17 protein-coding genes and 2 pseudogenes are annotated in these 20832 nt (G+C 68.8%); 6 read left to right on the top strand and 13 right to left on the bottom strand.

Features of this window, described 5'->3' with window-relative positions; genetic code table 11:
- Positions 1 to 17: 17 nt before the first annotated feature.
- Genes OG219_RS46670 through OG219_RS46655 form a run of 4 tightly spaced genes read right to left on the bottom strand, consistent with a single transcriptional unit; the run spans position 18 to position 4076 of the window.
- A complete protein-coding gene (locus OG219_RS46670; RefSeq protein ID WP_266837657.1) occupies positions 18 to 1037 on the bottom strand; it encodes a Gfo/Idh/MocA family protein in 1020 nt (339 codons plus the stop codon).
- 29 nt (positions 1038 to 1066) lie between these two features.
- Complete coding sequence (locus tag OG219_RS46665) at positions 1067 to 1972, bottom strand: ATP-binding cassette domain-containing protein (RefSeq protein WP_266837655.1); 906 nt, start codon at positions 1970 to 1972, stop codon at positions 1067 to 1069.
- A gap of 5 nt (positions 1973 to 1977) precedes the next feature.
- A complete protein-coding gene (locus OG219_RS46660; protein WP_266837654.1) occupies positions 1978 to 3057 on the bottom strand; it encodes an ABC transporter permease in 1080 nt (359 codons plus the stop codon).
- Entirely contained in the window at positions 3057 to 4076 is a 1020-nt protein-coding gene (locus OG219_RS46655) for a sugar ABC transporter substrate-binding protein (RefSeq protein ID WP_266837652.1), read from the bottom strand. Before OG219_RS46655 ends, OG219_RS46660 begins: the two co-directional genes overlap by 1 nt.
- A gap of 297 nt (positions 4077 to 4373) precedes the next feature.
- On the opposite strand from OG219_RS46655, the pseudogene OG219_RS46650 reads away from it, so the two are divergent.
- The 4 genes and pseudogenes from OG219_RS46650 to OG219_RS46635 form a co-directional block, all read left to right on the top strand.
- Positions 4374 to 4580 (top strand): annotated as a pseudogene (locus OG219_RS46650) (5-dehydro-2-deoxygluconokinase); the annotation flags it as partial.
- Positions 4580 to 4732 (top strand): annotated as a pseudogene (locus OG219_RS46645) (5-deoxy-glucuronate isomerase); the annotation flags it as partial. The pseudogenes OG219_RS46650 and OG219_RS46645, both read left to right, overlap by 1 nt.
- 74 nt (positions 4733 to 4806) lie before the next feature.
- Positions 4807 to 6306: a CoA-acylating methylmalonate-semialdehyde dehydrogenase gene (gene mmsA / locus OG219_RS46640; protein WP_266837650.1), complete on the top strand. Its 1500-nt coding sequence runs from the start codon at positions 4807 to 4809 to the stop codon at positions 6304 to 6306.
- Positions 6306 to 7082 carry a GntR family transcriptional regulator gene (locus OG219_RS46635; RefSeq protein ID WP_266837648.1) on the top strand — a complete coding sequence of 259 codons (777 nt, stop codon included), beginning with the start codon at positions 6306 to 6308 and terminating at the stop codon, positions 7080 to 7082. The genes mmsA and OG219_RS46635 overlap by 1 nt, the downstream gene beginning before the upstream one ends.
- 86 nt (positions 7083 to 7168) lie before the next feature.
- On the opposite strand, the gene OG219_RS46630 is transcribed toward OG219_RS46635, so the two are convergent.
- From OG219_RS46630 to OG219_RS46600, 7 genes are all read right to left on the bottom strand, one after another.
- Positions 7169 to 8017, bottom strand: a complete 849-nt coding sequence (locus OG219_RS46630) for a sugar phosphate isomerase/epimerase (RefSeq protein WP_266837646.1) — start codon at positions 8015 to 8017, stop codon at positions 7169 to 7171.
- A gap of 157 nt (positions 8018 to 8174) precedes the next feature.
- Complete coding sequence (locus OG219_RS46625; protein ID WP_266837644.1) at positions 8175 to 9062, bottom strand: sugar phosphate isomerase/epimerase; 888 nt, start codon at positions 9060 to 9062, stop codon at positions 8175 to 8177.
- On the bottom strand, positions 9059 to 10006 hold the full coding sequence (locus OG219_RS46620; RefSeq protein ID WP_266837642.1) for an NAD(P)-dependent oxidoreductase: 948 nt from the start codon (positions 10004 to 10006) through the stop codon (positions 9059 to 9061). Before OG219_RS46620 ends, OG219_RS46625 begins: the two co-directional genes overlap by 4 nt.
- 4 nt (positions 10007 to 10010) lie before the next feature.
- The gene (locus tag OG219_RS46615) at positions 10011 to 11228 is read right to left on the bottom strand and encodes a Gfo/Idh/MocA family protein (RefSeq protein ID WP_266837640.1); all 1218 of its coding nucleotides are present in this window, start codon (positions 11226 to 11228) and stop codon (positions 10011 to 10013) included.
- 105 nt (positions 11229 to 11333) lie between these two features.
- On the bottom strand, positions 11334 to 12104 hold the full coding sequence (locus OG219_RS46610; protein WP_266837638.1) for an HpcH/HpaI aldolase/citrate lyase family protein: 771 nt from the start codon (positions 12102 to 12104) through the stop codon (positions 11334 to 11336).
- On the bottom strand, positions 12101 to 14065 hold the full coding sequence (gene iolD, locus OG219_RS46605; protein WP_266837636.1) for a 3D-(3,5/4)-trihydroxycyclohexane-1,2-dione acylhydrolase (decyclizing): 1965 nt from the start codon (positions 14063 to 14065) through the stop codon (positions 12101 to 12103). The genes OG219_RS46610 and iolD overlap by 4 nt, the downstream gene beginning before the upstream one ends.
- Before the next feature lie 43 nt (positions 14066 to 14108).
- Entirely contained in the window at positions 14109 to 15551 is a 1443-nt protein-coding gene (locus tag OG219_RS46600) for an aldehyde dehydrogenase family protein (RefSeq protein ID WP_266837634.1), read from the bottom strand.
- A gap of 246 nt (positions 15552 to 15797) precedes the next feature.
- Here OG219_RS46600 and OG219_RS46595 point away from each other — a divergent pair, with 246 nt between their 5' ends.
- Positions 15798 to 16703: a 2-hydroxy-3-oxopropionate reductase gene (locus tag OG219_RS46595; RefSeq protein WP_266837632.1), complete on the top strand. Its 906-nt coding sequence runs from the start codon at positions 15798 to 15800 to the stop codon at positions 16701 to 16703.
- A gap of 123 nt (positions 16704 to 16826) precedes the next feature.
- On the opposite strand, the gene OG219_RS46590 is transcribed toward OG219_RS46595, so the two are convergent.
- Both OG219_RS46590 and OG219_RS46585 read right to left on the bottom strand, forming a co-directional pair.
- On the bottom strand, positions 16827 to 18236 hold the full coding sequence (locus OG219_RS46590) for an alpha/beta hydrolase-fold protein (RefSeq protein ID WP_266837630.1): 1410 nt from the start codon (positions 18234 to 18236) through the stop codon (positions 16827 to 16829).
- Between the two features lie 182 nt (positions 18237 to 18418).
- Complete coding sequence (locus OG219_RS46585) at positions 18419 to 19834, bottom strand: hypothetical protein (RefSeq protein ID WP_266837629.1); 1416 nt, start codon at positions 19832 to 19834, stop codon at positions 18419 to 18421.
- A gap of 330 nt (positions 19835 to 20164) precedes the next feature.
- Between OG219_RS46585 and OG219_RS46580 the strand changes: the two genes are divergently transcribed.
- The gene (locus OG219_RS46580; protein ID WP_266837628.1) at positions 20165 to 20578 is read left to right on the top strand and encodes a hypothetical protein; all 414 of its coding nucleotides are present in this window, start codon (positions 20165 to 20167) and stop codon (positions 20576 to 20578) included.
- Positions 20579 to 20832 lie beyond the last annotated feature (254 nt).

Genomic DNA, 20832 nt, shown 5'->3' with positions numbered 1-20832 from the left:
CTTCCGTTGTGCGCCGCCTATCGGTAGAAAGACGGCCGCTCGATCAGCTCGACCTCGACGCGCCGCCCCTCCCGCTGGGACAGCACGCCCGCCTCGCACACGGCCGCGGCCGCGTAGCCGTCCCAGACGCTGGGGCCGGTGATCTCGCCGCGTCGGGTGGCGTCCACCCAGCCCTGGACCTCGCGGTCGTAGGCGTCCTCGAAACGCTCCACGTAGTCCGGGGTGATACGTCCGCCCCAATGGCCGTCGGCGCTCAGCCGTGGCCCCTGCTCGTCACCGATGCGTACGGTGCCCCGCTCGCAGACCGCTTCGGCCTGCACCTGGTAGCCGTAGCCGCAGTGGCCGAAGATCTCGACGTCGACCAAGGCGCCCAACTCGGTTTCGAAGAGGACGAATTGAGGGTCGTTCATACCGGCCGGAGCATGTGACGTCGGGGCCGGCTTGTGCACGGTGACCGCTGTGATCTCCTGATCGAGGAGCCAGCGGGTCACGTCCATCTCGTGCACCACCGAGTCGTTGATGAGCATCTCGTTGGTGAACCACGGCGGCATGGACAGGTTCCGGTGCCGATGGTGCAGCATCAGCGCCCTGCCCAGCTCTCCGCCGTCGAGGAGCCGCTTCAGCTTCATGTACTCGGCGTCGTACCGCCGCATGAAGCCCACCTGGATACGCCGGTGCCCGAGCCGCTGCTCCGTCTCCAGGACACGCAGGGCCGAGGCCGCGTCGGGGGTGAGCGGCTTCTCGCACAGCACGGGCAGGTCACGGCCGAGGGCTTCGAGCAGGGCCGCTTCGTGGGCGGGCCCCGGGGAGGCGATGAGTACGGCGTCCACGTCCTGAGCCGCCATCGCCGCATCGGGTTCGGTGTACGCCGTGCAGCCCTCGATGGCGTCCGCGAGCGTCTTGGCGCGCTCCGCATCGATGTCGACGACGGCTGTCACGCGTGCCCCGCTGACCACGTCGTGCAGCCTGCGCACATGGTCGGCGCCCATCTTGCCGGTGCCGATGACGGCAACACCCAGTGCTCGCTGAGGTGGCATGTTCGTGATGTCTCCGGTGCTTGTGAGGGTCAGTTGGTCTGCGGGGCGCCCACCTGAAGGGCTTCCGCATCCGGCAGCTTCTCGACGTCGACGCCGCGGACCTGGGCCAACTCGTGCTTGAGTGCGGCGAGTTCGGTGCCGCCTGCCATGTGGTTGGTGAGTTCTTCGAGGGTGATCTCGCTGCGTTCGGCGGAGAGTTCCATGGTGCCCAGGCGCAGCACGCTGAAGTGGTCGCCGACCATGTAGGCGTGGTGGGGGTTGTGGGTGATGAAGATGACGCCGAGGCCGCGGTCGCGGGCGGCGGCGACGTATTTCAGGACCACGCCGGACTGCTTGACGCCGAGGGCGGCGGTGGGCTCGTCGAGGATGAGGACGCGGGCGCCGAAGTAGACGGCGCGGGCGATGGCGACGCACTGGCGCTGGCCGCCGGAGAGGGTGCCGATGGGCTGTTCCAGGTTGTCCAGGAGGATGCCCATGTTGCGCAGTTCCTCGTCCGCGGTCTTCTTCATCTTCTCGATGTCGAGGCGGCGGACGGGCCAGGGGCCTTTGGTCATTTCGGAGCCGAGGAAGAAGTTCCGCCACACCGGCATCAGCGGGACGGTGGCGAGGTCCTGGTAGACGGTGGCGATGCCCTTGTCGAGGGCCTGGCGGGGGGTGGTGAAGTGGACCGGTTCGCCGTCGACGAGGAACTCGCCCTCGGTGTGCTGGTGCAGCCCGGAAATGATTTTGATGAGGGTGGACTTGCCGGCCCCGTTGTCACCCAGCACGCAAGTGACCTGGCTGGGGCGGACGGTGAGGTCCACCCCGTGCAGGGCGCGGACGTTGCCGTAGGACTTGCCGGCGTTGCGCAGCTCCACGAGGGGAGCGTCCTCGCCCTGGGGGGCGCGGTCGGTGAGGATGGCGCCGTGCGTGCCGGATCCGCCTGTGTTCGTCATGGTGGTTACCTCCGGGTCGCGGTGCGCTGGACCCACAAGTTGATGAGGACGGCGCCCAGCAGCATCACGCCGAGGAAGGCCTTGAACCAGTCGGGGTTCCAGCCGGCGTAGACGATGCCCTGCTGCACCATGCCGAACATGAAGGCGCCGAAGACCGGGCCGATCGCACTGCCGGCGCCGCCGGTGAGCAGGCAGCCGCCGATCACGGCCGCGGAGATGTAGATCAGCTCCTGGCCCACACCCTCGCCGGACTGCACGGTGTTGAAGGAGAACAGCTGGTGCATACCGATGAACCAGGCACCGAAACCGACCAGCATGAACAGCGAGATCTTGGTGAAGGCGACCGGGACACCCACCGCGCGGGCGGAGTCCTTGTTGCCGCCGACCGCGAAGATCCAGTTGCCGTACTTGGTGCGCAGCAGTACCCAGGTGGCGATGGCCGCGAAGACCAGCCACCACACGATGGTGATCTTGATCTGGACGCCGCCGACCTCGAAGGTCGAGGCGAAGATCTTCTTGGCCTGGCCGAAGCCGTCCATGGTGCTGATGTCGTCGGTGGCCACGTTGCCGGTGACCAGCTTGGTCACCGCCAGGTTCACGCCCTGCAGGATCAGGAAGCTGCCCAGCGTGACCAGGAAGCTCGGCAACCCGGTCTTGACCACCAGCCAGCCGTTGAGGAACCCGATCCCCAGCGACACCGCCAGGGCGGCGATCACACCCACCCACACGTTCATGCTCAGCTGATACGCGAGCATGCTCGCGGTGAGCGCCGAGGTGATCACCGCGACACCGGCGGAGAGGTCGAACTCGCCGCCGATCATGAGCAGGGCGACCGGGAGGGCCATGATGCCGATGGTCGAGGACTGGTAGAGGACGTTCGCCATCGAGCTGGCCTCGCGCACCGGCGGCGCCGAGATCAGGAAGAACACGTAGACCGCGGCGGCACCCAGGAAGACACCCACCTCGGGGCGGGCCAACAGCCGTATCGCCAGCGGCCGTTCCGCGGTCCGCCCGTCCTTCTTGTGGGCCGACGGAGCCGGCGACGGGGAGCCCGTCGCCGGAACCGTGGTCTGGGTCATAGTCATCACCGGGTGCCCTTCGCGGCGAACTCGGCGATCTTGTCGACGTTGGTCTTGTCGACGAAGGCCGGCCCGGTCAGCACGGGTGCCTCGCCACCGCCGCTGTAGTTGCCGTTCGTCTTGTAGAGCCACAGGGAGTCGACCGACAGGTAGCCCTGGAGGTAGGGCTGCTGGTCGATGGCCCACTGGATCTTGCCGGACTTGATGGCGCCGACCGCGTCCTTGTTGAGGTCGAAGGTGGCGAGTTTGGTGTCGGTGCCGGCGTCGGCGATGGACTGGATGGCAGTCATCGCGAACGGGGCGCCGAGCGTGGTGACGTAGTCGATGGAGGAGTCCGTCTTGAGCTTGGCGGTGATCGTCGACTTCACCGACGGCATGTCGGTGCCGTTGACGTAGAGGATCTCGGTCTTGCCCTCGAACGTCTTCTTCACGCCGGCGCAGCGGGCCTCCAGGGCCACCTGCCCCTGCTCCATGATCACGCAGACAGTGTGCTTGGCGCCGGCCTCGTTGAGCCTGCGGCCGAACGCCTCGCCGGCGATGCTCTCGTCCTGGCCGAAGTACTCGAGCAGACCCTGCTCCTTCCAGTCCTGCACGCCGGTGTTGAAGCCGACGACCGGGATGCCGGCCTTCTCGGCCTGGGCGACCACGGACTTCATGGCGTCGGGCTTGGCGAGGGTGACGGCGATGCCGTCGACCTTCTGGTCGATGGCGTTCTGGACCAGGTTCGACTGGTTGGGGCCACTGGGGTCGCTGGAGTAAACCAGCTTGACGTTGTCCTTGGCGGCGGCAGCCTCGGCACCCTTGCGAATCGTGTCCCAGAAGGTGTCACCAGGGGCCGCGTGCGTGATCATCGCGACCGTCATGCGGGGCGTGCCGGCCTTGCCGGCCGAGACATCGCTGCCGCTCTCTTCGGCCTGCTTCCCTCCGGAGCTGCTGGAGCATCCGGCCGCAAGCAGTGCGGCGGCTGCCGCCGCTGCGACGACGGGGACGATTCTGCGGGAGCGGGGGTATGACGAACGGTCCATCTTTCCGGCACCTCACTGTGCTGCAGGGGAAAGGGAGAAACGGCTGACCGCGTGAACACTGCGGATCACATGCCGTTAACACGGCTGTTGCCTATGACGAGATAGAACCGTCACGCCACCCTGAGGTCAACGTTTGTAATGACATCATTTATCCATCACGGCAAGATGTCAGAACAATTACTTGACGCTGGTTGTGCGTGACCTCTACACCTGAAATGGCCGGGAGACCCCGACCCTTTCCCTTCGCCTTCCTGATCGCGGCAGGGGGACGCGTGCCCGCATGCAGGAGATCCGTGAATGAACGCTTCTTTTGATGTAATAGCCATGGGTCGAACGGGCGTCGGCATATATCCCCTGCAGACCGGCGTTCCCCTGGAAAGAGTCGAGAGTTCCGGCAAGTTCCTGGGCGGCTCCGCCACCAAAGGATTCGGGGTCGACGACCGCTGGGTGTCGCCCGTGGCCGGCCGTCCGACACCCGTCACCTTCTGCGAGATCTTTGCCCCAACTGGTCCTCCTTCCCGCCGCGCAAGCACGACGAGACCCGGCCCGGCGAGGAGTCGGAGTGGGGGGAGATCCACTACTTCGAGATCGCCGGTGACGACGGCATCGGCTACCAGCGGATCTCTCCCTCCGGCAACGGCCGGTCGACCCTCGTCTGCCTCTCCGCACCGCCCTCAACACCCGCCGCGACCACGCCTGAGTCCGGCCCCCCGAAAGGAAACCCGCACCCATGAAGAACCTCCACCACTGGATCAACGGCAAGCCCAGCGAGGGTTCGTCCGCGCGCTACGGCCCCGTCTACAACCCGGCCACGGGCAACCAGGAGAAGCAGGTCCCCCTCGCCTCGGTCGAGGAGGTGGATGCCGCGGTGGCTGCGGCGAAGGATGCGTATGCGACGTGGGGTCTGTCGTCGCTGGCGAAGCGGACGACGGTCTTGTTCAAGTTCCGTGCGCTGCTGGATGCGAACCGGGATGCGATCGCGGAGCTGATCACGGCGGAGCACGGCAAGGTGCATTCGGACGCGCTGGGTGAGGTGGCGCGTGGTCTGGAGATCGTGGACCTGGCGTGTGGGATCACGGTGCAGCTGAAGGGTGAGCTGTCGACGGAGGTGGCCAGCCGGGTCGACGTGTCCTCGATCCGGCAGCCGCTGGGCGTCGTGGCCGGGATCACGCCGTTCAACTTCCCGGCGATGGTGCCGATGTGGATGTTCCCCCTCGCCATCGCGTGCGGCAACACGTTCGTGCTGAAGCCGTCGGAGAAGGACCCGTCGGCCGCGATGAAGATCGCCGAGTTGCTGGCGGAGGCGGGTCTGCCGGATGGTGTCTTCAATGTCGTGCACGGGGACAGGGTGGCCGTGGACCGGCTGCTTGAGCACCCGGACGTGAAGGCGGTCTCGTTCGTCGGCTCGACGCCGATCGCCCGCTACATCCACACCACCGCGGCCGCGAACCACAAGCGGGTGCAGGCGCTGGGCGGTGCGAAGAACCACATGCTGGTCCTCCCGGACGCCGACCTGGACGCGGCGGCCGACGCGGCGGTCTCGGCGGCGTACGGTTCGGCGGGTGAGCGCTGCATGGCGATCTCGGCGGTCGTGGCCGTCGGTGCGATCGGTGACGAGCTGGTGGAGAAGATCCGTGAGCGCGCCGAGAAGATCAAGATCGGTCCCGGGAACGACCCGGCGTCCGAGATGGGCCCGCTGATCACGGCCGTTCACCGCGACAAGGTCGCCTCGTACGTCCATGGCGCGGCGGCGGAGGGTGCGGAGGTCGTCCTGGACGGCACCGGCTACACGGTGGAGGGTTTCGAGGAGGGTCACTGGATCGGCCTCTCGCTCCTGGACAAGGTGCCCACGTCCGCGAAGGCCTACCAGGACGAGATCTTCGGCCCGGTGCTGTGTGTGCTGCGGGTGGAGACGTACGAGGAGGGCGTGGCGCTGATCAACGCTTCGCCGTTCGGCAACGGCACCGCGATCTTCACCCGGGACGGCGGCGCGGCCCGTCGCTTCCAGTTGGAGATCGAGGCGGGCATGGTCGGTGTGAACGTGCCGATCCCGGTCCCGGTCGGCTACCACTCCTTCGGTGGCTGGAAGGACTCGCTCTTCGGCGACCATCACGTCTACGGCAACGACGGCACCCACTTCTACACCCGGGGCAAGGTCGTCACGACCCGCTGGCCGGACCCGGCCGACGCCCCCACCGGCGTCGACCTCGGGTTCCCGCGCAACCACTGATGAAAACCGGGCGCCAGAAGACGGCCGACGCCACCACTCGGCTCGGCATCGCCATCGACCGTATGAGCCCGGTACCGCTGTACCACCAGTTCGCCCAGCAGTTGGAGCAGGCCATCGAGCACGGCCTGCTCCTCCCGGGCACCCTGCTCGGCAACGAGATCGACCTCGCCGGACGACTCGGCCTGTCACGTCCGACCGTCCGGCAGGGCATCAAGGCCCTGGTCGAGAAGGGGCTGCTGGTACGGAGCCGGGGCGTCGGCACCCGGGTCGTGCACAACACGGTCAAGCGCTCACTGGAACTCACCAGCCTCTACGACGACCTGGCAGAGGCCGGGCAGGAACCGAGCACACGGGTGGTACGCAACGATGTCGTACCCGCGTCGGCCGAGGCCGCCGCGGCTCTGGGCATCGGAACGGGCGACAACGTTGTCTATTTGGAGCGGATCCGGTACGCGAACGGACTCCCCGTGGCCGTCCTGCGCAACCACCTGCCGACCGGCCTGCTGCCCGACCTGGGCACGGACATGCTGGAGGCCACGGGGCTGTACCGGCTCCTGCACGCGGCCGGCATCAGCCTGCACAGCGGGCATCAGACGATCGGCGCTCGCGCGGCCACCGCCGAGGACGGCGAACACCTCGGGGAGCCCGAGGGCGCGCCCCTGCTCACCCTGCGGCGCACGGCGTACGACGCCGCCGGGGAGGCCGTGGAGTACGGCACGCATCTCTACAACGCGGCGCGCTACGTGTTCGAGCTCCAGCTGCTCATGCGGCAATAGGGCCTTGCTCCGTCGATTCGCACCGGCGGATGGAAACAGGGGTGGTGGGGACGACCGTGGTTTCGTCCCCACCACCCCTGCGGCTTCTACTTCACCAGCGCCGCGGCGGTCCGGTACGCCGCTGCGGCGGCCTCCCGCACGGGCAGCGTGCGGTGTGTGTCGGAGAGGATCTCCACGCCCCAGGGGCCGCGGAAGCCGGCCGTACGGAGCGCGGCGATGATCCCCGGGAGGTCGAAGGAGCCCTCTCCGCACAGACGACGGCGATGAACGGTGTCCTCGAAGAGAGTGCCGATGACCTGGCTGTCGGCGTCGTTGAGCTCGACGCCCACGATCCGCGACCCGGGTACGTCTGCCAGGTCGGCAGGCGGGGTGTGGGCGCGCTCGGTGTGCCAGACGTCGATGATGAGGCCGCCCGCCGGGTGACCGGCGGTCTCGACGAGCCGGAGGCCGTCGTGCACGGTCTTGAGGTTGGACCAGGGCAGGGGCTCGACCCCGAGCCGGGCGCCCACACCGTCGGCCTGCGCCGCCAGAGTGGCGAACTCCTTGGCCCAGACGTCCAGGTCCCAGGGTTCGTCCGCCACATCGGGGCCGATCTTGAAGGTGCGTGCGCCGAGGGCCTCGATGGCCCGCAGCATTCCGACGCGGACGGTGTCCGACGCGGCCCGCCGGGGTCCGTCGGTCCACCAGTCGGTCAGCAGCTCCAACTCGATGTGGTTGATCCCGTTGTCCGCGAAGAGCGACCGGATGCCGGCGATCCCGTACTCGCGCTCGGCTTCCACCAGGTCCGCGTACAGCAGCCCGAAGGCCGTGAAACCGGCGTCGGCCGCCGCTTCCACCCGTTCCCGCAGGTTCAGCGGACTGCGCTGGTCTTCCTGGTCGGGAGCGGCGTTGCCCGCGGTGGTCCAACAAGTGGCCAGAAATTCGTCAGCGGTCATTTCTTTTTCCTGAATTCCTCATGTTCGGAAAAGGCGCCGGCACGCAACGACTGACAATTCCAAGAACAGGCAGCAAGTCGCCCCGCATTCTTGGGTGCCCCACGCGGCCGGTCAATCCCTCAGGAGGCATCAAAAACACATCAGGCCTTGTATACGACTATGCGACGCCGCGCAGCACGGTGCGCAGGTGCTCGGCGCTGGCCCACACGTCCTCGACCGGACCCTTCGCCTTGGGCTCCTCGGTCAGGATGGTGTCCTGTTCCAGGACGTACCAGCCGTCGTAGCCGCGTGCGCTGAGGTGGGTGACGATGGCCTCTACGTCCACGTCTCCCGCACCCAGCGGGCGGTACATGCCCTTGCTCACGGCCTCGGTGTAGCTGAGGTGTCCGGACTGGACCTTGGCGGCGAGGGAGGCGTCCACGTCCTTCATATGGGTGTGGGCGATGCGCTCGGGCGCCTGGCGGGTGAGCTCGGCCGGGTCGGTGCCGCCTATGAGCAGGTGCCCGGTGTCGAGGCAGAGCGAGATCGCCGAGTGCTCCAGGACGCGCTGGACCTCGTCGCCGTTCTCGATCATCGTGCCGACGTGCGGGTGCAGGACGGCGCGCACACCGCGTTCGGCGGCCAGTTTGGCGAGCCGGTCGAGGTTGGACAGCAGCAGCTTCCAGCCGTCGGCGTCGAGGTCGGGGCGGGAGTCGTAGCCGTCCTGGCCGGTGACGGCCGACAGGACGAGCACCTCCGCCTTCGAAGCGGCGTAGCTCTCCAGGAGCTGTTCGACCTCGGGCAGCGGGTCGTGTCCGGGCACGTGCAGCAGGAGCGGGGTGAAGCCGCCGACCGCGTGCAGGTCGTGGTCGGCGAGGGTTCGGGCCATGGCGTCCGGCTCGCCGGGCAGGAAGCCCTCGGGGCCGATCTCGGTGGCTGCCAGGCCGACCTCGCGCATCTCGTTCAGCACTCGTTCGGGCGTCAACTGGTAGCCCCAGCCGGGGACTTCGCACACGCCCCAGGAGATGGGCGCGCCGGCGATCCTGTTCAGGGGTGAGGTGGTCATGCCGTGGCCTTTCGGTGGTTCCAGTCGGGGTTGGCGACCGCGGCCGGCGGGCGGCCCGCGAGAACGTCCACGACACCGCGGGCGGCGTCGACAAAGGTGAGGGTCATCGCCCGGCGCGTCATGCCCATCAGGTGCGGGGTCAGGACGACGTCGGGGTGGTCGAACAGCGGGTGGTGGAGGGCGGGTTCGGGGTCGAACACGTCCAGTCCTACCCCCGACAGCCGGCCCGACTCCAGGGCGGCCAGGGTGGCGTCCGGATCGAGCAGGCCACCACGGCCGCAATTGATCAGGATCGCTCCCGGCTTGACGCGGGACAGCAGCCGCTCGTCCACGAGGTGCCGGGTGCCCTCGACGAGCGGTGCGTGCAGGGTGAGCACGTCGCTCGACTCGGCCAGCGCACCGAGGTCGGCGCAGGCGAGCTCCGGCGGGGGAGGGCTGAACGGGTCGTGGGCGAGCGTCCGCATCCCGAAGGCGGCGGCGAGTTCGCCCACCCGGCGGCCGATGCGGCCGTAACCGACGATCCCCAGGGTGGCGCCGTCCAGATCGCCGACCGGTACGGCGTTCCGCTCGGCCCAGCGGCCGTCCCGTACCAGCTCGGTCAGCGGCTTGAGCCGCTTGGTCAGGTGCAGGGCCATGGCGAAGACACCCTCTGCCACGGCCCTGCTGCCGCTGTTGGGGGTGATCACCACGGCGATGCCGCGGTCGGAGGCCGCTGCCACGTCGACCAGGTCGACGCCGACGCCGGTACGGGCGATGACCCGCAGCCGTGGGGTCCGCCGGAGGAAGTCCTCGTCGATGTGCCGGTCGGCGCGGACGATGGCGCCTTCGGCGACCGCGAGGTCCGCGGGGGTGGGGTCGGTGACGAACGTGACCCGCTTCCCGAGGACGGGACCCACGGTGTCGGCGTCGACGGGACCGAGGGCCACTACGACATGCTCGGTCATACGATCAACTCCGCACCGGATGGCCGAAGTTGGCCCCCGGCACCTCGAGCACCGACTGCCAGGAGCCGCTCTCCGCGGAGGCCGCCGCGGCCGCGATCACCTCGGCGACAGCGTGCGCGTCCTCGATCGTCGAGTTGTGGTGCTCGATGCCGGCCACGGCGGCCAGGAACTTCTTGGCCTCGATCACCTTGAGGTCGTCGTAGCCCATGCTGTTGCCGGGGCCGGGCTGGAAGCTGGCGTAGTCGCCCATGTGACCGTTGCCGAGCACGGTGGTGTAGCCCTGGTGGGGTCCGCTGCGGTCGAGGGCGACGCGCAGCTCGTTCATGCGCTCGAAGTTCCAGGTGACCGAGCCGTCGGTGCCGTAGATCTCGAAGCCGATGCCGCACTGCGGGCCGACGATGATGCGGGACGCCTCCAGGGTGCCGACGGCTCCGCCGTGGAAGCGGACGAGGGCTGCGCTGTAGTCGTCGTTCTCCACGGCCGCCATCTCACCGTCCTCGATCACCGCGAAGTGCGTGCCCGAGCCCATGGGGAGGATCGGACGCTCGGTGTAGACGGTGCTGGTGAGGGCGGAGACCTCGTCGATCGGGGCGACGACGTAGCTGACCAGATCCACGACGTGGCTCAGCAGGTCGCCGAGCGCGCCGTGTCCGGCCAGGTCCCGCTTGAAGCGCCAGGACAGGGCGCCCTTGGGTTCGGAGGCGTAGCCGGAGAAGAAGGTGGCGCGGACGTTGGTGATACGGCCGAGTCGGCCCTCGGCGATCAGTTCGCGGGCCCGCTCCACGGCGGGGGCGTGCCGGTAGTTGTAGCCGATGGAGGTGACGACCCCGGCGGCGCGGGCCGCGGCGGCGACCTCGGCGGTCTCCTCGGCACCGCGCCCGACGGGCTTCTCGATCCAGAACGGCTTGCCGGCCTTGGCGGCGGCGATGCCGATCTCGTGGTGGAGGAGGTTGGGCGCGCAGATCGAGACGACCTCGACGTCCGGGTCGTCCAGGACGGCGCGGTAGTCGGTGCCGGCCTTCTCGTAGCCGAGGACGTCACGGGCGTAGGCCGCGCGGTCCTCGGCGGTGTCGGCGGCGTGGACGAGGCGGGGCTTGATGCCGAGTTCGGGATAGACGGAGGGCAGGGCCTGGTAGGCGCGACTGTGGAGCTTGCCCATCCAGCCGACGCTGATCAGTCCGACGCCGATCTCGCGGGCGGCGCCCGGGGTGTTGGGGGTCATTGATGTCTCCTGGGGGTGCTGAGCAGTTCGGGTGAAGTCGGCAGCGCCCCGCAGGGGCGCGGGGAACTGCGCGACCAGCCACGACGGCGCCGCGGACAAAAACGGTCAGGCCCGCGCAGCGGACAACGCTGCGGACAACGCCGCGGCAAGCAAGGTCGAGTCGGATCCGATACCGATGAACGTCCACCCCTCGGCCCGCTTGGCGGCCGCGGCCGCACCGTCGGAGACGAGGAGCCCGCACGCCTTGCCATGGTCGGCGGCCGCCTTGCGGACACGTTCCAACGCCTCCTGGTAGACCGGCGCGCCGAACTCGCCCGGCACGCCGAGGTCATGGCTGAGGTCGCGGGGGCCGACGAACAGCACGTCGACGCCGTCGAGGGCCGCGATGGCCTCGACCTCGTCCAGCGCGCTCGCCGACTCGATCTGGATCACGCCGAGGATCTCCCCCTCGCGGTCCAGGGCTTCGGGGTCGAGTCCGAAACGGCAGGCCCTGTTGTAGGTGGCCACGCCCCGATCCCCCGCGGGCGGGTACCTCAAGTGCCGTACCGCTTCCTGGACTTCGGCCGCCGTGTCGAGGCGCGGCAGCATGACTCCGGCGACGCCGAGATCGAGGACGCGGCCGATGCGGATCCGGGCCACGGACTCGACACGTACGACGGTCGGCACTCCGTAGGCCGCCGCGGCGGGAACGGTCGTACGGACCTGCTCCTCGCCGCCGGCGCCGTGTTCGAGGTCGAGCAGCACCCAGTCGGCTCCGGCGGCGGCGCAGACCTCGGCCGAGACCGGGGAGGCGAGGCCGACAAAGGTGCCCAGGGTGGCCTCGCCGGCGGCGAGCCGGGCGCGCAGGCGGCCGTGATCCAAGGGAGAGCGATTCATCCGTACCACCTCTGGGACGCGAGACCCTCTTCGTACTCGTCGCGCAGCTGCGCGACGAGTTCCTGCTCGGAGACCTCGGCCGGGGCCACGTCCCACCACACACCCGCGCCGGGAAGGTCGGCGTGCGGGATCACGGGGACGACCAGGACGACCGGTCCGTTGTGGTCGCGGGTCTCGGCCAGCGCGGCGCGTACCTCATCGGCGGTCGTGGCGCGGAGGGCGCGGGCGCCGAGGCCTTCCGCGACCTTGACGAGGTCGACCTGGAGGTAGTCGCCCTCCAGGCGGGCGGGCTTGCCGGAGCCGATCTCCAGGCTGCCGTCGCGGTAGCGGAACTCGTTGCCGAACTCCCGTCCGTTGCGGCCCATTTGGAGTCGATGGATGACCTGGTAGCCGTGGTTCTCCGGGATCACGATCGTGATCGGGAGCCTCTCCTGGGCGGCCGTGACCAGCTCGGTCGGCGCCATGAGGAAGGTTCCGTCGCCCAGCAGGGACAGCACCCGCTTCGACGGGTCCGGCTCGGCGAAGCGGACGCCGATCGCGGCGGGCAGCTCGTACCCCATGCAGGAGAAGCCGAACTCCAGGTGGGCGAACCGGCCTTCGGTGGCGTCCCACACCTTCTGCAGGTCCCCGGGCGGACCACCGGCGGCGGCGATGATCGTGTCACCGGACCGCGCGTGCTCCTGCAGCAGGCCTATCAACTGGCCCTGGGTGAGGGCCGCTTCGGTGTCGCGTACGACGTCGGAGTCGTCGGCCAGCGACGCGAAGTCGAAGGGGGTGTCCGGGTCGAGTGCGGCGGTACGTTGCTCCTGCCACTGCTCGTCCAGGGTGCGCACCTTGTCCTGCCAACTGGCCGACGTGGTGGTGCCGTTCGCCCGTACGACCTCCGTCAGCGCGGCGAGGGCTCGCTTGGCGTCGGCCACGATGCCGGTCGCGCCCAGGCGGTCGGCGTCGCGCACGCTGACGTTGATGCTCGCGAAGCGCACGCCCGGGTTCTCGAAGATGGAGTGCGAGGCGGTGGCGAAGTCCGTCAGGCGGGAGCCCACGGTGAGGACGAAGTCGGCCTCCCGGGCAAGGACGTTGACCGCCGGAGTGCCCTCCAGACCGATACCGCCGAGCTGCCACCAGGCGCGGCGCTGGATGGCGCCCTTGCCCGCGAACGTCTCCGAGACCGGGATGCCCGCCGTGTCGGCGAGGGCCTCCAGCTCCTCGGTGGCACCGGAGTACACGACCCCGCCACCGGCGATGATCAGCGGCTTCTCCGCCTCGGCGAGCATCCGCGCGACCACCGCGACCTCGTCGGCGTCCGGCGCCGGACGGCGGATCGCCCAGTCGTGCTCGGCGAAGAACGCGACCGGGTAGTCGTACGCGTGGGACTGGATGTCCTGCGGGAGGGAGAGGACGACCGCGCCGGTGTCGACGTCGGTGAGGGCCCGCATCGCCGCGGGCAGCGCGGTCAGCAGCTGCTCGGGCCGGGTGATGCGGTCGAAGAAGCGGGAGACGGGCCGGAAGGCGTCGTTCACCGAGGCGTCGGCCTCGATGGGGTGCTGCAACTGCTGGAGCACGGGGCCCTGGTGGCGGGTCGCGTAGGTGTCGCCGGGCAGCAGCAGGACGGGCAGCCGGTTGACGGTGGCGAGGCCCGCGCCGGTCACCATGTTGAGGGCGCCCGGGCCGATGGAGGCGGTCACGGCGAGGGTGGAGTGCCGCTTGGTCGCCTTGGCGTAGGCGGTCGCGATGTGGACCAGCGCCTGCTCGTTGCGGCCCTGCACGAAGGGGAGTTGGTCGCTGAGCTGGTCTAGCGCCTGGCCGAGGCCCGCCACGTTGCCGTGGCCGAAGATGCCCAGCGCGGCCGGTATGAGCCGACGGCGTCGGCCGTCGGCCACGGAGTACTGGCGGGAGAGGTAGGTGACGACGGCCTGGGCGACGGTGAGGCGCACCGTGCCCTGTTGCGTCCGGTCGGTCATGAGTCGGCTCCTGATCGGGGATGTGTACGGGGACGCGGCCGCGTCACCAGGGGCGGCCGTGCAGGACGATGGTCTTGACCTCGGTCATCTCGCTGACCGCGGCGCGGGGGCCTTCCTTGCCGTAACCGCTGCCCTTCAGACCGCCGTACGGCATGAGGTCGGCACGCCACAGAGGCGTCCAGTTGATGTGGACGGATCCGGCGTCGATCTCCCGGATGGCACGGACCGCGCCTGCGATGTCGGAGGTGAAGATCCCCGCACCGAGGCCGTAGGCGGTGCCGTTGGCCTGGGCGATGGCGGACTCCCAGTCGGCGGCCGAGCTGACGGCGACCGCTGGTCCGAACAACTCCTGTTGGCTGAACGGGGAGTTGGGATCGACATCGGCCACGACGGCCGGGCTCACCACGGTCCCGTCGCGCTCGCCGCCGGTCAGGACGCGGGCGCCGTCGGCCCCTGCCTGTGCGATGGCACGCTCCACGCGTTCCGCCTCGGCGGTCGTGATCAGGGAACCCATGGTGGTGTCGGGGGACGACGGGTCGCCGGTCCGGATGGCCTTGACCTTGGGGACGAGGGCGTCGAGGAAGTCGCCGGTGATGTCGGGGTGGGTGATCACTCGCTGGACGGAGATGCACACCTGTCCGGCGTTGACGTAACCGCCCAACGCGACGGCACTCGCGGCGAGTTCGAGATCGGCGTCGGGCAGGACGACGACCGGGCAGGAGGCGCCCAGTTCGAGGGAGAGCTTCTTCACCCCGGCGACGCGTGCGATGTGCTCGCCCACGCCGGTGGAGCCGGTGAAGGAGATCTTGCGTACGCGGGGGTCGGTCACGAGGGCGTCCCCCAGCACCCCGCCGGATCCGACGAGCACCGAGAGCACGCCCTCGGGAAGCCCCGCGTCCACGAAGCACTCGGCGAGCGCCAGCGCGGTCAGCGGCGTCGAAGTGGCCGGCTTGAGGACGACCGCGTTGCCCGCCGCGAGCGCGGGCGCCAGTTTGTGCAGCACGAGCAGGGCGGGGTAGTTGAACGGCGTGATGGCCACCACGACTCCGCAGGGCTGGCGCAGCGTGAAGCCCACCTTGTCCTGTCCGGTGCCGCGGTTGGCGTCCAACGGCAGGGTCTCGCCGTAGAGCTGGGTGCCCTCGAAGGCCGCGAGGCGGATCAGGTCCCCGGAGCGCGACGCCTCGCCGGTGGCCTCGGTGATGGTCTTGCCCGACTCCGCGCTGATGGTCTGCGCGATCGTGTTGGCTCGCTGGTCGGCGAGCTCCGCCGCACGCAGCAGGATCGTCATGCGCTCGTGAGCGGGGGTACGCCTCCATACCGCGGCACCCCGCTCCGCCGCAGCCAGGGCCAACTCGACGTCCTCGGGGCCGGCCACCGCCACGGTACCGACGGTCTTGCCGTCGAAGGGCGAGGTCACGTCCCGGGTCCGTCCCGACCCTGCCGACGCTTGCCACCGGCTTCCGATGAGCAGTTCCGCAGGCTTCATTGCCTTCTCCCTCCAGAAACCGTCAAGGCCTACTGATCAGCCGACGGCCAGGCCGTTTACATGGGCGCAACGGTAGGTGGCCCGCAGGGCAATACTGAAGGGGTGGAATCCATCATTATTCCGTCATTGGATGCATCTTTTCCCCATCATCCGTGACGGCCGGTGCGCTCGCCCGGGCGGACATGCACGCTGTCGTAACAACCCTCTCCAGCCGCACCTCGACGAGCAGAAGGAAGCGCAGACCACATGGCCACGACAGCCGTCCAGACCCGCACCATCGCCTTCATCGGCCTCGGCATCATGGGGTCTCCCATGGCAGCCAACCTCGTCCGGGCCGGGCACACCGTGATCGGATACAACCGGAGCCGTCCGGCGGTGGACCGCCTCGTCCGGGCGGGAGGACAAGGGGCGGACAGCGTCGCGGCGGCGGTCACCGACGCGGACGTGATCATCACGATGCTCCCCGCGGATCCGCAGGTCGCCGAGGTCGTGCTCGGTCCGGACGGCGTCCTGGCGCACGCCCGCACCGGCACCCTCCTCATCGACATGAGCAGCGTCAGCCCGCAGACGGCCGTCACGATCGCCGAGGCGGGCCTCGACAAGGGAGTCCGCGTCCTGGACGCCCCCGTGTCCGGTGGTGAGGCCGGCGCCGTCGATGCCGTGCTGTCCGTCATGGTCGGAGGTGACGCCGACGACTTCGCCGCGGCCGCCCCGCTCTTCCGTGTCCTCGGGACGACCGTCGTGCATGTGGGCCCGCACGGCGCGGGTCAGACCGTCAAGGCCGCCAACCAGCTCATCGTCGCGGCCAACATCCAGGCTCTGGCAGAGGCGGTCGTGTTCCTGGAGAAGGCGGGTGCCGACCTCCCCTCCGCCCTGGAGGTCCTCGGCGGCGGCCTGGCGGGCTCGACCGTCCTGGCCCGGAAGAAGGACGCCATGCTGAACCGGGACTTCAAGCCCGGCTTCCGCATCGACCTGCACCACAAGGACATGGGCATCGTCACCGACGCCGCCCGCGCCATTGGGGCCGTCCTTCCCCTCTGCTCCCTCACCGCCCAGCTGATGGCCTCCGCCCGCGCCAACGGTGACGGCGCGCTGGATCACTCCGCCCTGCTGCGCGGCGTCGAACGGCTCTCGGGTCGAGCCGCGGACTGAGAATGTCCGGAAATCGACGGTCGAGGAAAAGCCGGGAGGAAATACCCTCGAAAATGCGAATAGGGCGAGCCTCGAATTCGCGAGTGAATTCGAGGCTCGCCCTGTCGGTCCGAACAGGAGATTTTACCGGGACTGCTGCATGATCCAGTCCCGAATACCGGGGATGGTGTAGGCGGTTTGCCAGGTACCCATGTGCGCACTGGTTCCGGAGCCGGATTCGACGGTCGTACCGGTCTGGAACGAGGCGTAGTTGACCGGCGCCTTCTGGGCCTTGAGGCCCCGGACGTCGGCGGCGAACTGCGCGGCGGTGGACTGTCCGTCCCACGTCGCGGTGGCGACCGCGGTGCCCTGCTCCTTGATGACCGTGGTGATGGCGTTCTCGCCGGAGTAGGACTTGTCGTCGTCCTGGGAGACGAGGATCCACAGCTTCTTGTCGGCGAGCGGGGCCGCCACGTCGGAGGGCCACTGGCCGGCGACGATGAACGCCGCCGTGAAGAGGTCCGGGTACTTGATGTTCAGACCGAGGGACATCATCGCGCCCATCGACTGTCCGGTCGTGTACCGCCGGTCCTCGTCGATGCTGTACCGCTTCGTCACGGACTCGACGAGATTGGCCGTGGCGTCGAACAGCGTCGACGGCTCGTAGTTGTCGTCGACGACCACCGAACCGTACTCGGGCGCGAGGACGAAGGACTCGTGCTTCGCCTGGTCCGCGGGGCTCGCCCAGCACACGGCGCCCAGACCCTGGACCAGCGGACCCTCGGTGGCGACGTTGACGACGCTCGCATCGTGCATGAACAGCACCAGCGGATAGCTCTTGCGGGGGTCGTAGTTCTCCGGGACGAAGAGGTTGTACCTCAGGGTCTGGCCGGTCGCCGGGTCGTCGAACGTGAACTGCTTGAAGTCGTCGACGATCAGGTTCACCACGGAACTGGTGGTCAGCGTCGTGTCGTTCGCCGCGTAGCGGGTGCCGTGGGTGCTGGTGACGGTGCCCTTCTGGACCAGCGTGGCCTTCGCCGCCACGATGGTCCCGCCCGGTGTGTCGTCGCCGACCACCGGCCCGCCTCCACCGGGAGCACCGCCGGATCCGCTGGAACTGCTGGGGCTGGGGCTGGCGGTGGCCGTCGAGGTGCTGCTGGGCGTGCTCGTCGGGGTGCCGGAACCCTGACCGGTCACCCACAGCGCCGCCGCCGTGTCGTCGGACGAGAGCTCGACGATGACGTATCGGCCGTCCCTGTCCCGCTCGGCGAGAGCTGCCGTCCGGTTCGCGTAGACCTTGGTGACCGTCCTGTCGGTGACTGCGAACGTCGACGTCGAAAGCGTCGAGGTGTCGATCTCCTGGTCGTACTCGACCGCTACCGCTATGAGCTTCTGACCGTCGCCGAACACCTTCGTGATCGCGGTGGCGCCTTTGATGTGACCGGCCTGTGAAGCCGTGCTGTCAGGGTCGGCGGCCGCGCCGTAGGCCACGCTGCCGACGGCGGCCATTGACCCGGCCGTCGCGGCTCCGGCGATGAACGTGCGCCTCTTCATGAATGCAGACTCCTCAGTGGGGTGATGAGTGCGGACCACAGCTGTCGGGCGCCGACCGCGGGGTCGGGCGACTGCGACCGTACGAGAGCAAGATCGGAAATTGCTGTGAACGATATTGTTGACAAGGGTTGCCAGGGCGTGGTCGCGTCAGGATTCGTCGGGCGGGCGCCGTGTGCCGTGGCTCAGCCGCGCAGGGCTTCGAGCAGGTCGCCGATTTTCGCGGCGACGGTCTCGGCCGCGCCCTGGGCGTAGGAGGAGTCCATCGCCTCGTACGTGATCCGGGCGTAACTGCGGGCCTCGGCCATGTTCTTCGACCCGCCCTCCAGCATCGACATGACGGCGGTGTGCGGGAAGGGCGAGTGCTTCTTGATGCTCAGCGCGGTGTCGGTCGAAAGCTCCGGAGCCACGCCGACGAACGCGCCGTCACCGACCTGGAGGACCCAGATCGGCACGTCCGCCGTGCCGGTGGGGGTGAAGTCGTACGTCTTCGTCGGCCCCGTCGGATGTCCCGAGGCCGTCGTGCCGACCGTGACGGAGTCCCTGACCAGAGCCAGGGGTGAACTCGCCCCGCCGTTGGCGGTCTTGATGGTCTCGCTGACCCTGACGATCTCCGTGCCCAGCCGCTCGCCCTGCACCGTCAGCAGCAGCCAGCCGGCGTCCTGGGCGTCGACCTGGGACCACTTCTTGTCCTTGTCGATGGTGTACCGCTTGGACCGGAAGGCGGGTGACTGGTCTCCGCAGGAGCCGACCAGGAAGAAGCCGACGACGTCGCCGCCGTACTGCTTCTCGACGTGCTGCACCGCGGCGCCCGCCAGGTCGGCCGTGATCGGCAGGTCTCCGTTGGCCATGACCGACTCCATCATGACCGAGGACTGGACGTTGTAGTTGGCGAGGACGGCGATCGGGTTGCCGTCCAAGTCGTCGAAGCGGGTGACGCCGACGCTCTTGTCGGACGCCCCCGCCTCACCGGTGCCGAGCCACCAGCCGTCGGCCGTGAGTACGTCCCGGTTCACGTTCACGTCGGACTTGCCCGTCCCGTACCCGACGCGCGCGGCCTTGAGGCCCTTGACCGCGGCGGTGACGGCGGTGGAGGCGGCCTGCTTGATCTGCTCGACGTACTGCGCGGCCCCCGTACCGCTGCTCGCGGCCTGCACGTGCGGGGCGGAGAACGTGTGCGTCACCGTCACCACGATGTCGGCCGTCGCCACGCCGGCCGCCTTGGTGATGATCGTCCTGATCGCGCCGATCGCCTCCGCGCTGATCGACGTCAGGTCCAGCACGGTGAGGGCGACGCGGCGCGACTCGTTTTCCAGCAGGAGGATCCGCACGTAGAGGTCGTCGTGGACGGTGGTGAAGTTGTCGAGCGGCAGAAGGGACGACGGAATGCCGATCGCCGCCCGCCCGGCGCCCACCTTCAGCCCGGTTCTCGCCGACCGGCTCGTCGTGGAGGCGTCGGCGGCCGGTTTCGCGTCCGACGCCTGCGCCTCGAGAGCCGTCGACAGGGACGCCGCCGTCACCGCTGCGGCCACGGAGCTGCTGAGGAACGCCCGCCGACGCAAGGAGCCACCAGAACGGGCATCAGCATTTTCTCCTGCCATTTACTTATCCTCCACATATTCACTTGCCGGTCCGTGGAATTCCACGCTTCGGTGAAATCCATAAGGAATCGCTGTAGCGGGATCGTTGCACCGGAAAGTTTGAAGGGTCAACGAGCTGGGAGAGGAACCTAAGGTTGCGCGTGGCGTATGAATGTGGGTGGCCAGGGACTATCTGAATCACCTGTGTGAATCTCGCCGTTTCTCGGGGAATTCACAGGTGAATCATCGCGTGCCAGGGCCTCGTCGTGTCACAGCGCAGTCACAGAACCTTCGCTCACCCCGCATGTGACGGATGATGCCTCCTCAGGCACACCAATCCCAGGGGGGATCATGCGCACCCGCATCACCATCGCGGCCGTCACAGCCACGCTCGCCGTCGCCCTCGTCGGCTGCAGCAGCGACGAGACCGGCGATGATGCAGCGAAAGCGACGCCCAGCGTCACCGAGTCCGAGGTCACGCCCGAGCAGAGCGCCAGTGCCGCCGCCTCCGTCGGCATCCCGCCCGAGCCGACAGGCGCCGACCGCGAGGTACTGCTCAGGGCTCTCGCCGCCGCCAACGCTGACACCGTGAAGTACGAGGACAAGGCCATCGACGCCGCACGCAATCAGTGCAGCGCCGTCGACAGCGACAAGGCCGCTTACCTCGCCGCGCAGCGCTTCACGTACAAGGACGTCACCACCACCGAGGCACAGGGCAGGCAGATCAACGCCGCCCTCAAGGGGCTCGGCTTCTGCGAGGTCTGACGCACCCGGAGGGCTCACGTCTGGCGTCAATCGATTCGTCATGATTTGCCTTTAGGTTCGACGACCGGACGGGTGCCCCGTCGATAGCGGTGCCAACCCCGGACAAGCCGGGCCGCGTCGTTTCGGGGCGGGCGCGAGTACCGTGTAGGAACTGAGGACTCTTCCTGGGCAGATACCAGCAGGCAGTCGGCGGACCGTACGGATCCGGACGAAGTCGCCAGACCGCCGCTTCGAGGCCCACCACGTGTCCCTGC

The sequence above is a fragment of the Streptomyces sp. NBC_00038 genome, from assembly GCF_026343635.1.
Taxonomy (GTDB): Bacteria; Actinomycetota; Actinomycetes; order Streptomycetales; family Streptomycetaceae; genus Streptomyces.
Note: the sequence above shows the minus strand (reverse complement) of the source record. Positions and strands in the feature narration are given on the sequence as shown.

Excerpts from the sequence above, each read along its gene's own strand:
- OG219_RS46635 (WP_266837648.1), top strand. The coding sequence starts at position 6,306 with ATGAAAACCGGGCGCCAGAAGACGGCCGACGCCACCACTCGGCTCGGC.
- OG219_RS46630 (WP_266837646.1), bottom strand. The coding sequence starts at position 8,017 with ATGACCGCTGACGAATTTCTGGCCACTTGTTGGACCACCGCGGGCAAC.
- OG219_RS46580 (WP_266837628.1), top strand. The coding sequence starts at position 20,165 with ATGCGCACCCGCATCACCATCGCGGCCGTCACAGCCACGCTCGCCGTC.
- OG219_RS46585 (WP_266837629.1), bottom strand. The coding sequence starts at position 19,834 with ATGGCAGGAGAAAATGCTGATGCCCGTTCTGGTGGCTCCTTGCGTCGG.
- iolD (WP_266837636.1), bottom strand. The coding sequence starts at position 14,065 with ATGACCGACCGGACGCAACAGGGCACGGTGCGCCTCACCGTCGCCCAG.
- OG219_RS46625 (WP_266837644.1), bottom strand. The coding sequence starts at position 9,062 with ATGACCACCTCACCCCTGAACAGGATCGCCGGCGCGCCCATCTCCTGG.
- OG219_RS46600 (WP_266837634.1), bottom strand. The coding sequence starts at position 15,551 with ATGAAGCCTGCGGAACTGCTCATCGGAAGCCGGTGGCAAGCGTCGGCA.
- OG219_RS46655 (WP_266837652.1), bottom strand. The coding sequence starts at position 4,076 with ATGGACCGTTCGTCATACCCCCGCTCCCGCAGAATCGTCCCCGTCGTC.
- OG219_RS46665 (WP_266837655.1), bottom strand. The coding sequence starts at position 1,972 with ATGACGAACACAGGCGGATCCGGCACGCACGGCGCCATCCTCACCGAC.
- OG219_RS46610 (WP_266837638.1), bottom strand. The coding sequence starts at position 12,104 with ATGAATCGCTCTCCCTTGGATCACGGCCGCCTGCGCGCCCGGCTCGCC.
- OG219_RS46615 (WP_266837640.1), bottom strand. The coding sequence starts at position 11,228 with ATGACCCCCAACACCCCGGGCGCCGCCCGCGAGATCGGCGTCGGACTG.
- OG219_RS46590 (WP_266837630.1), bottom strand. The coding sequence starts at position 18,236 with ATGAAGAGGCGCACGTTCATCGCCGGAGCCGCGACGGCCGGGTCAATG.
- OG219_RS46670 (WP_266837657.1), bottom strand. The coding sequence starts at position 1,037 with ATGCCACCTCAGCGAGCACTGGGTGTTGCCGTCATCGGCACCGGCAAG.
- OG219_RS46660 (WP_266837654.1), bottom strand. The coding sequence starts at position 3,057 with ATGACTATGACCCAGACCACGGTTCCGGCGACGGGCTCCCCGTCGCCG.
- mmsA (WP_266837650.1), top strand. The coding sequence starts at position 4,807 with ATGAAGAACCTCCACCACTGGATCAACGGCAAGCCCAGCGAGGGTTCG.
- OG219_RS46595 (WP_266837632.1), top strand. The coding sequence starts at position 15,798 with ATGGCCACGACAGCCGTCCAGACCCGCACCATCGCCTTCATCGGCCTC.
- OG219_RS46620 (WP_266837642.1), bottom strand. The coding sequence starts at position 10,006 with ATGACCGAGCATGTCGTAGTGGCCCTCGGTCCCGTCGACGCCGACACC.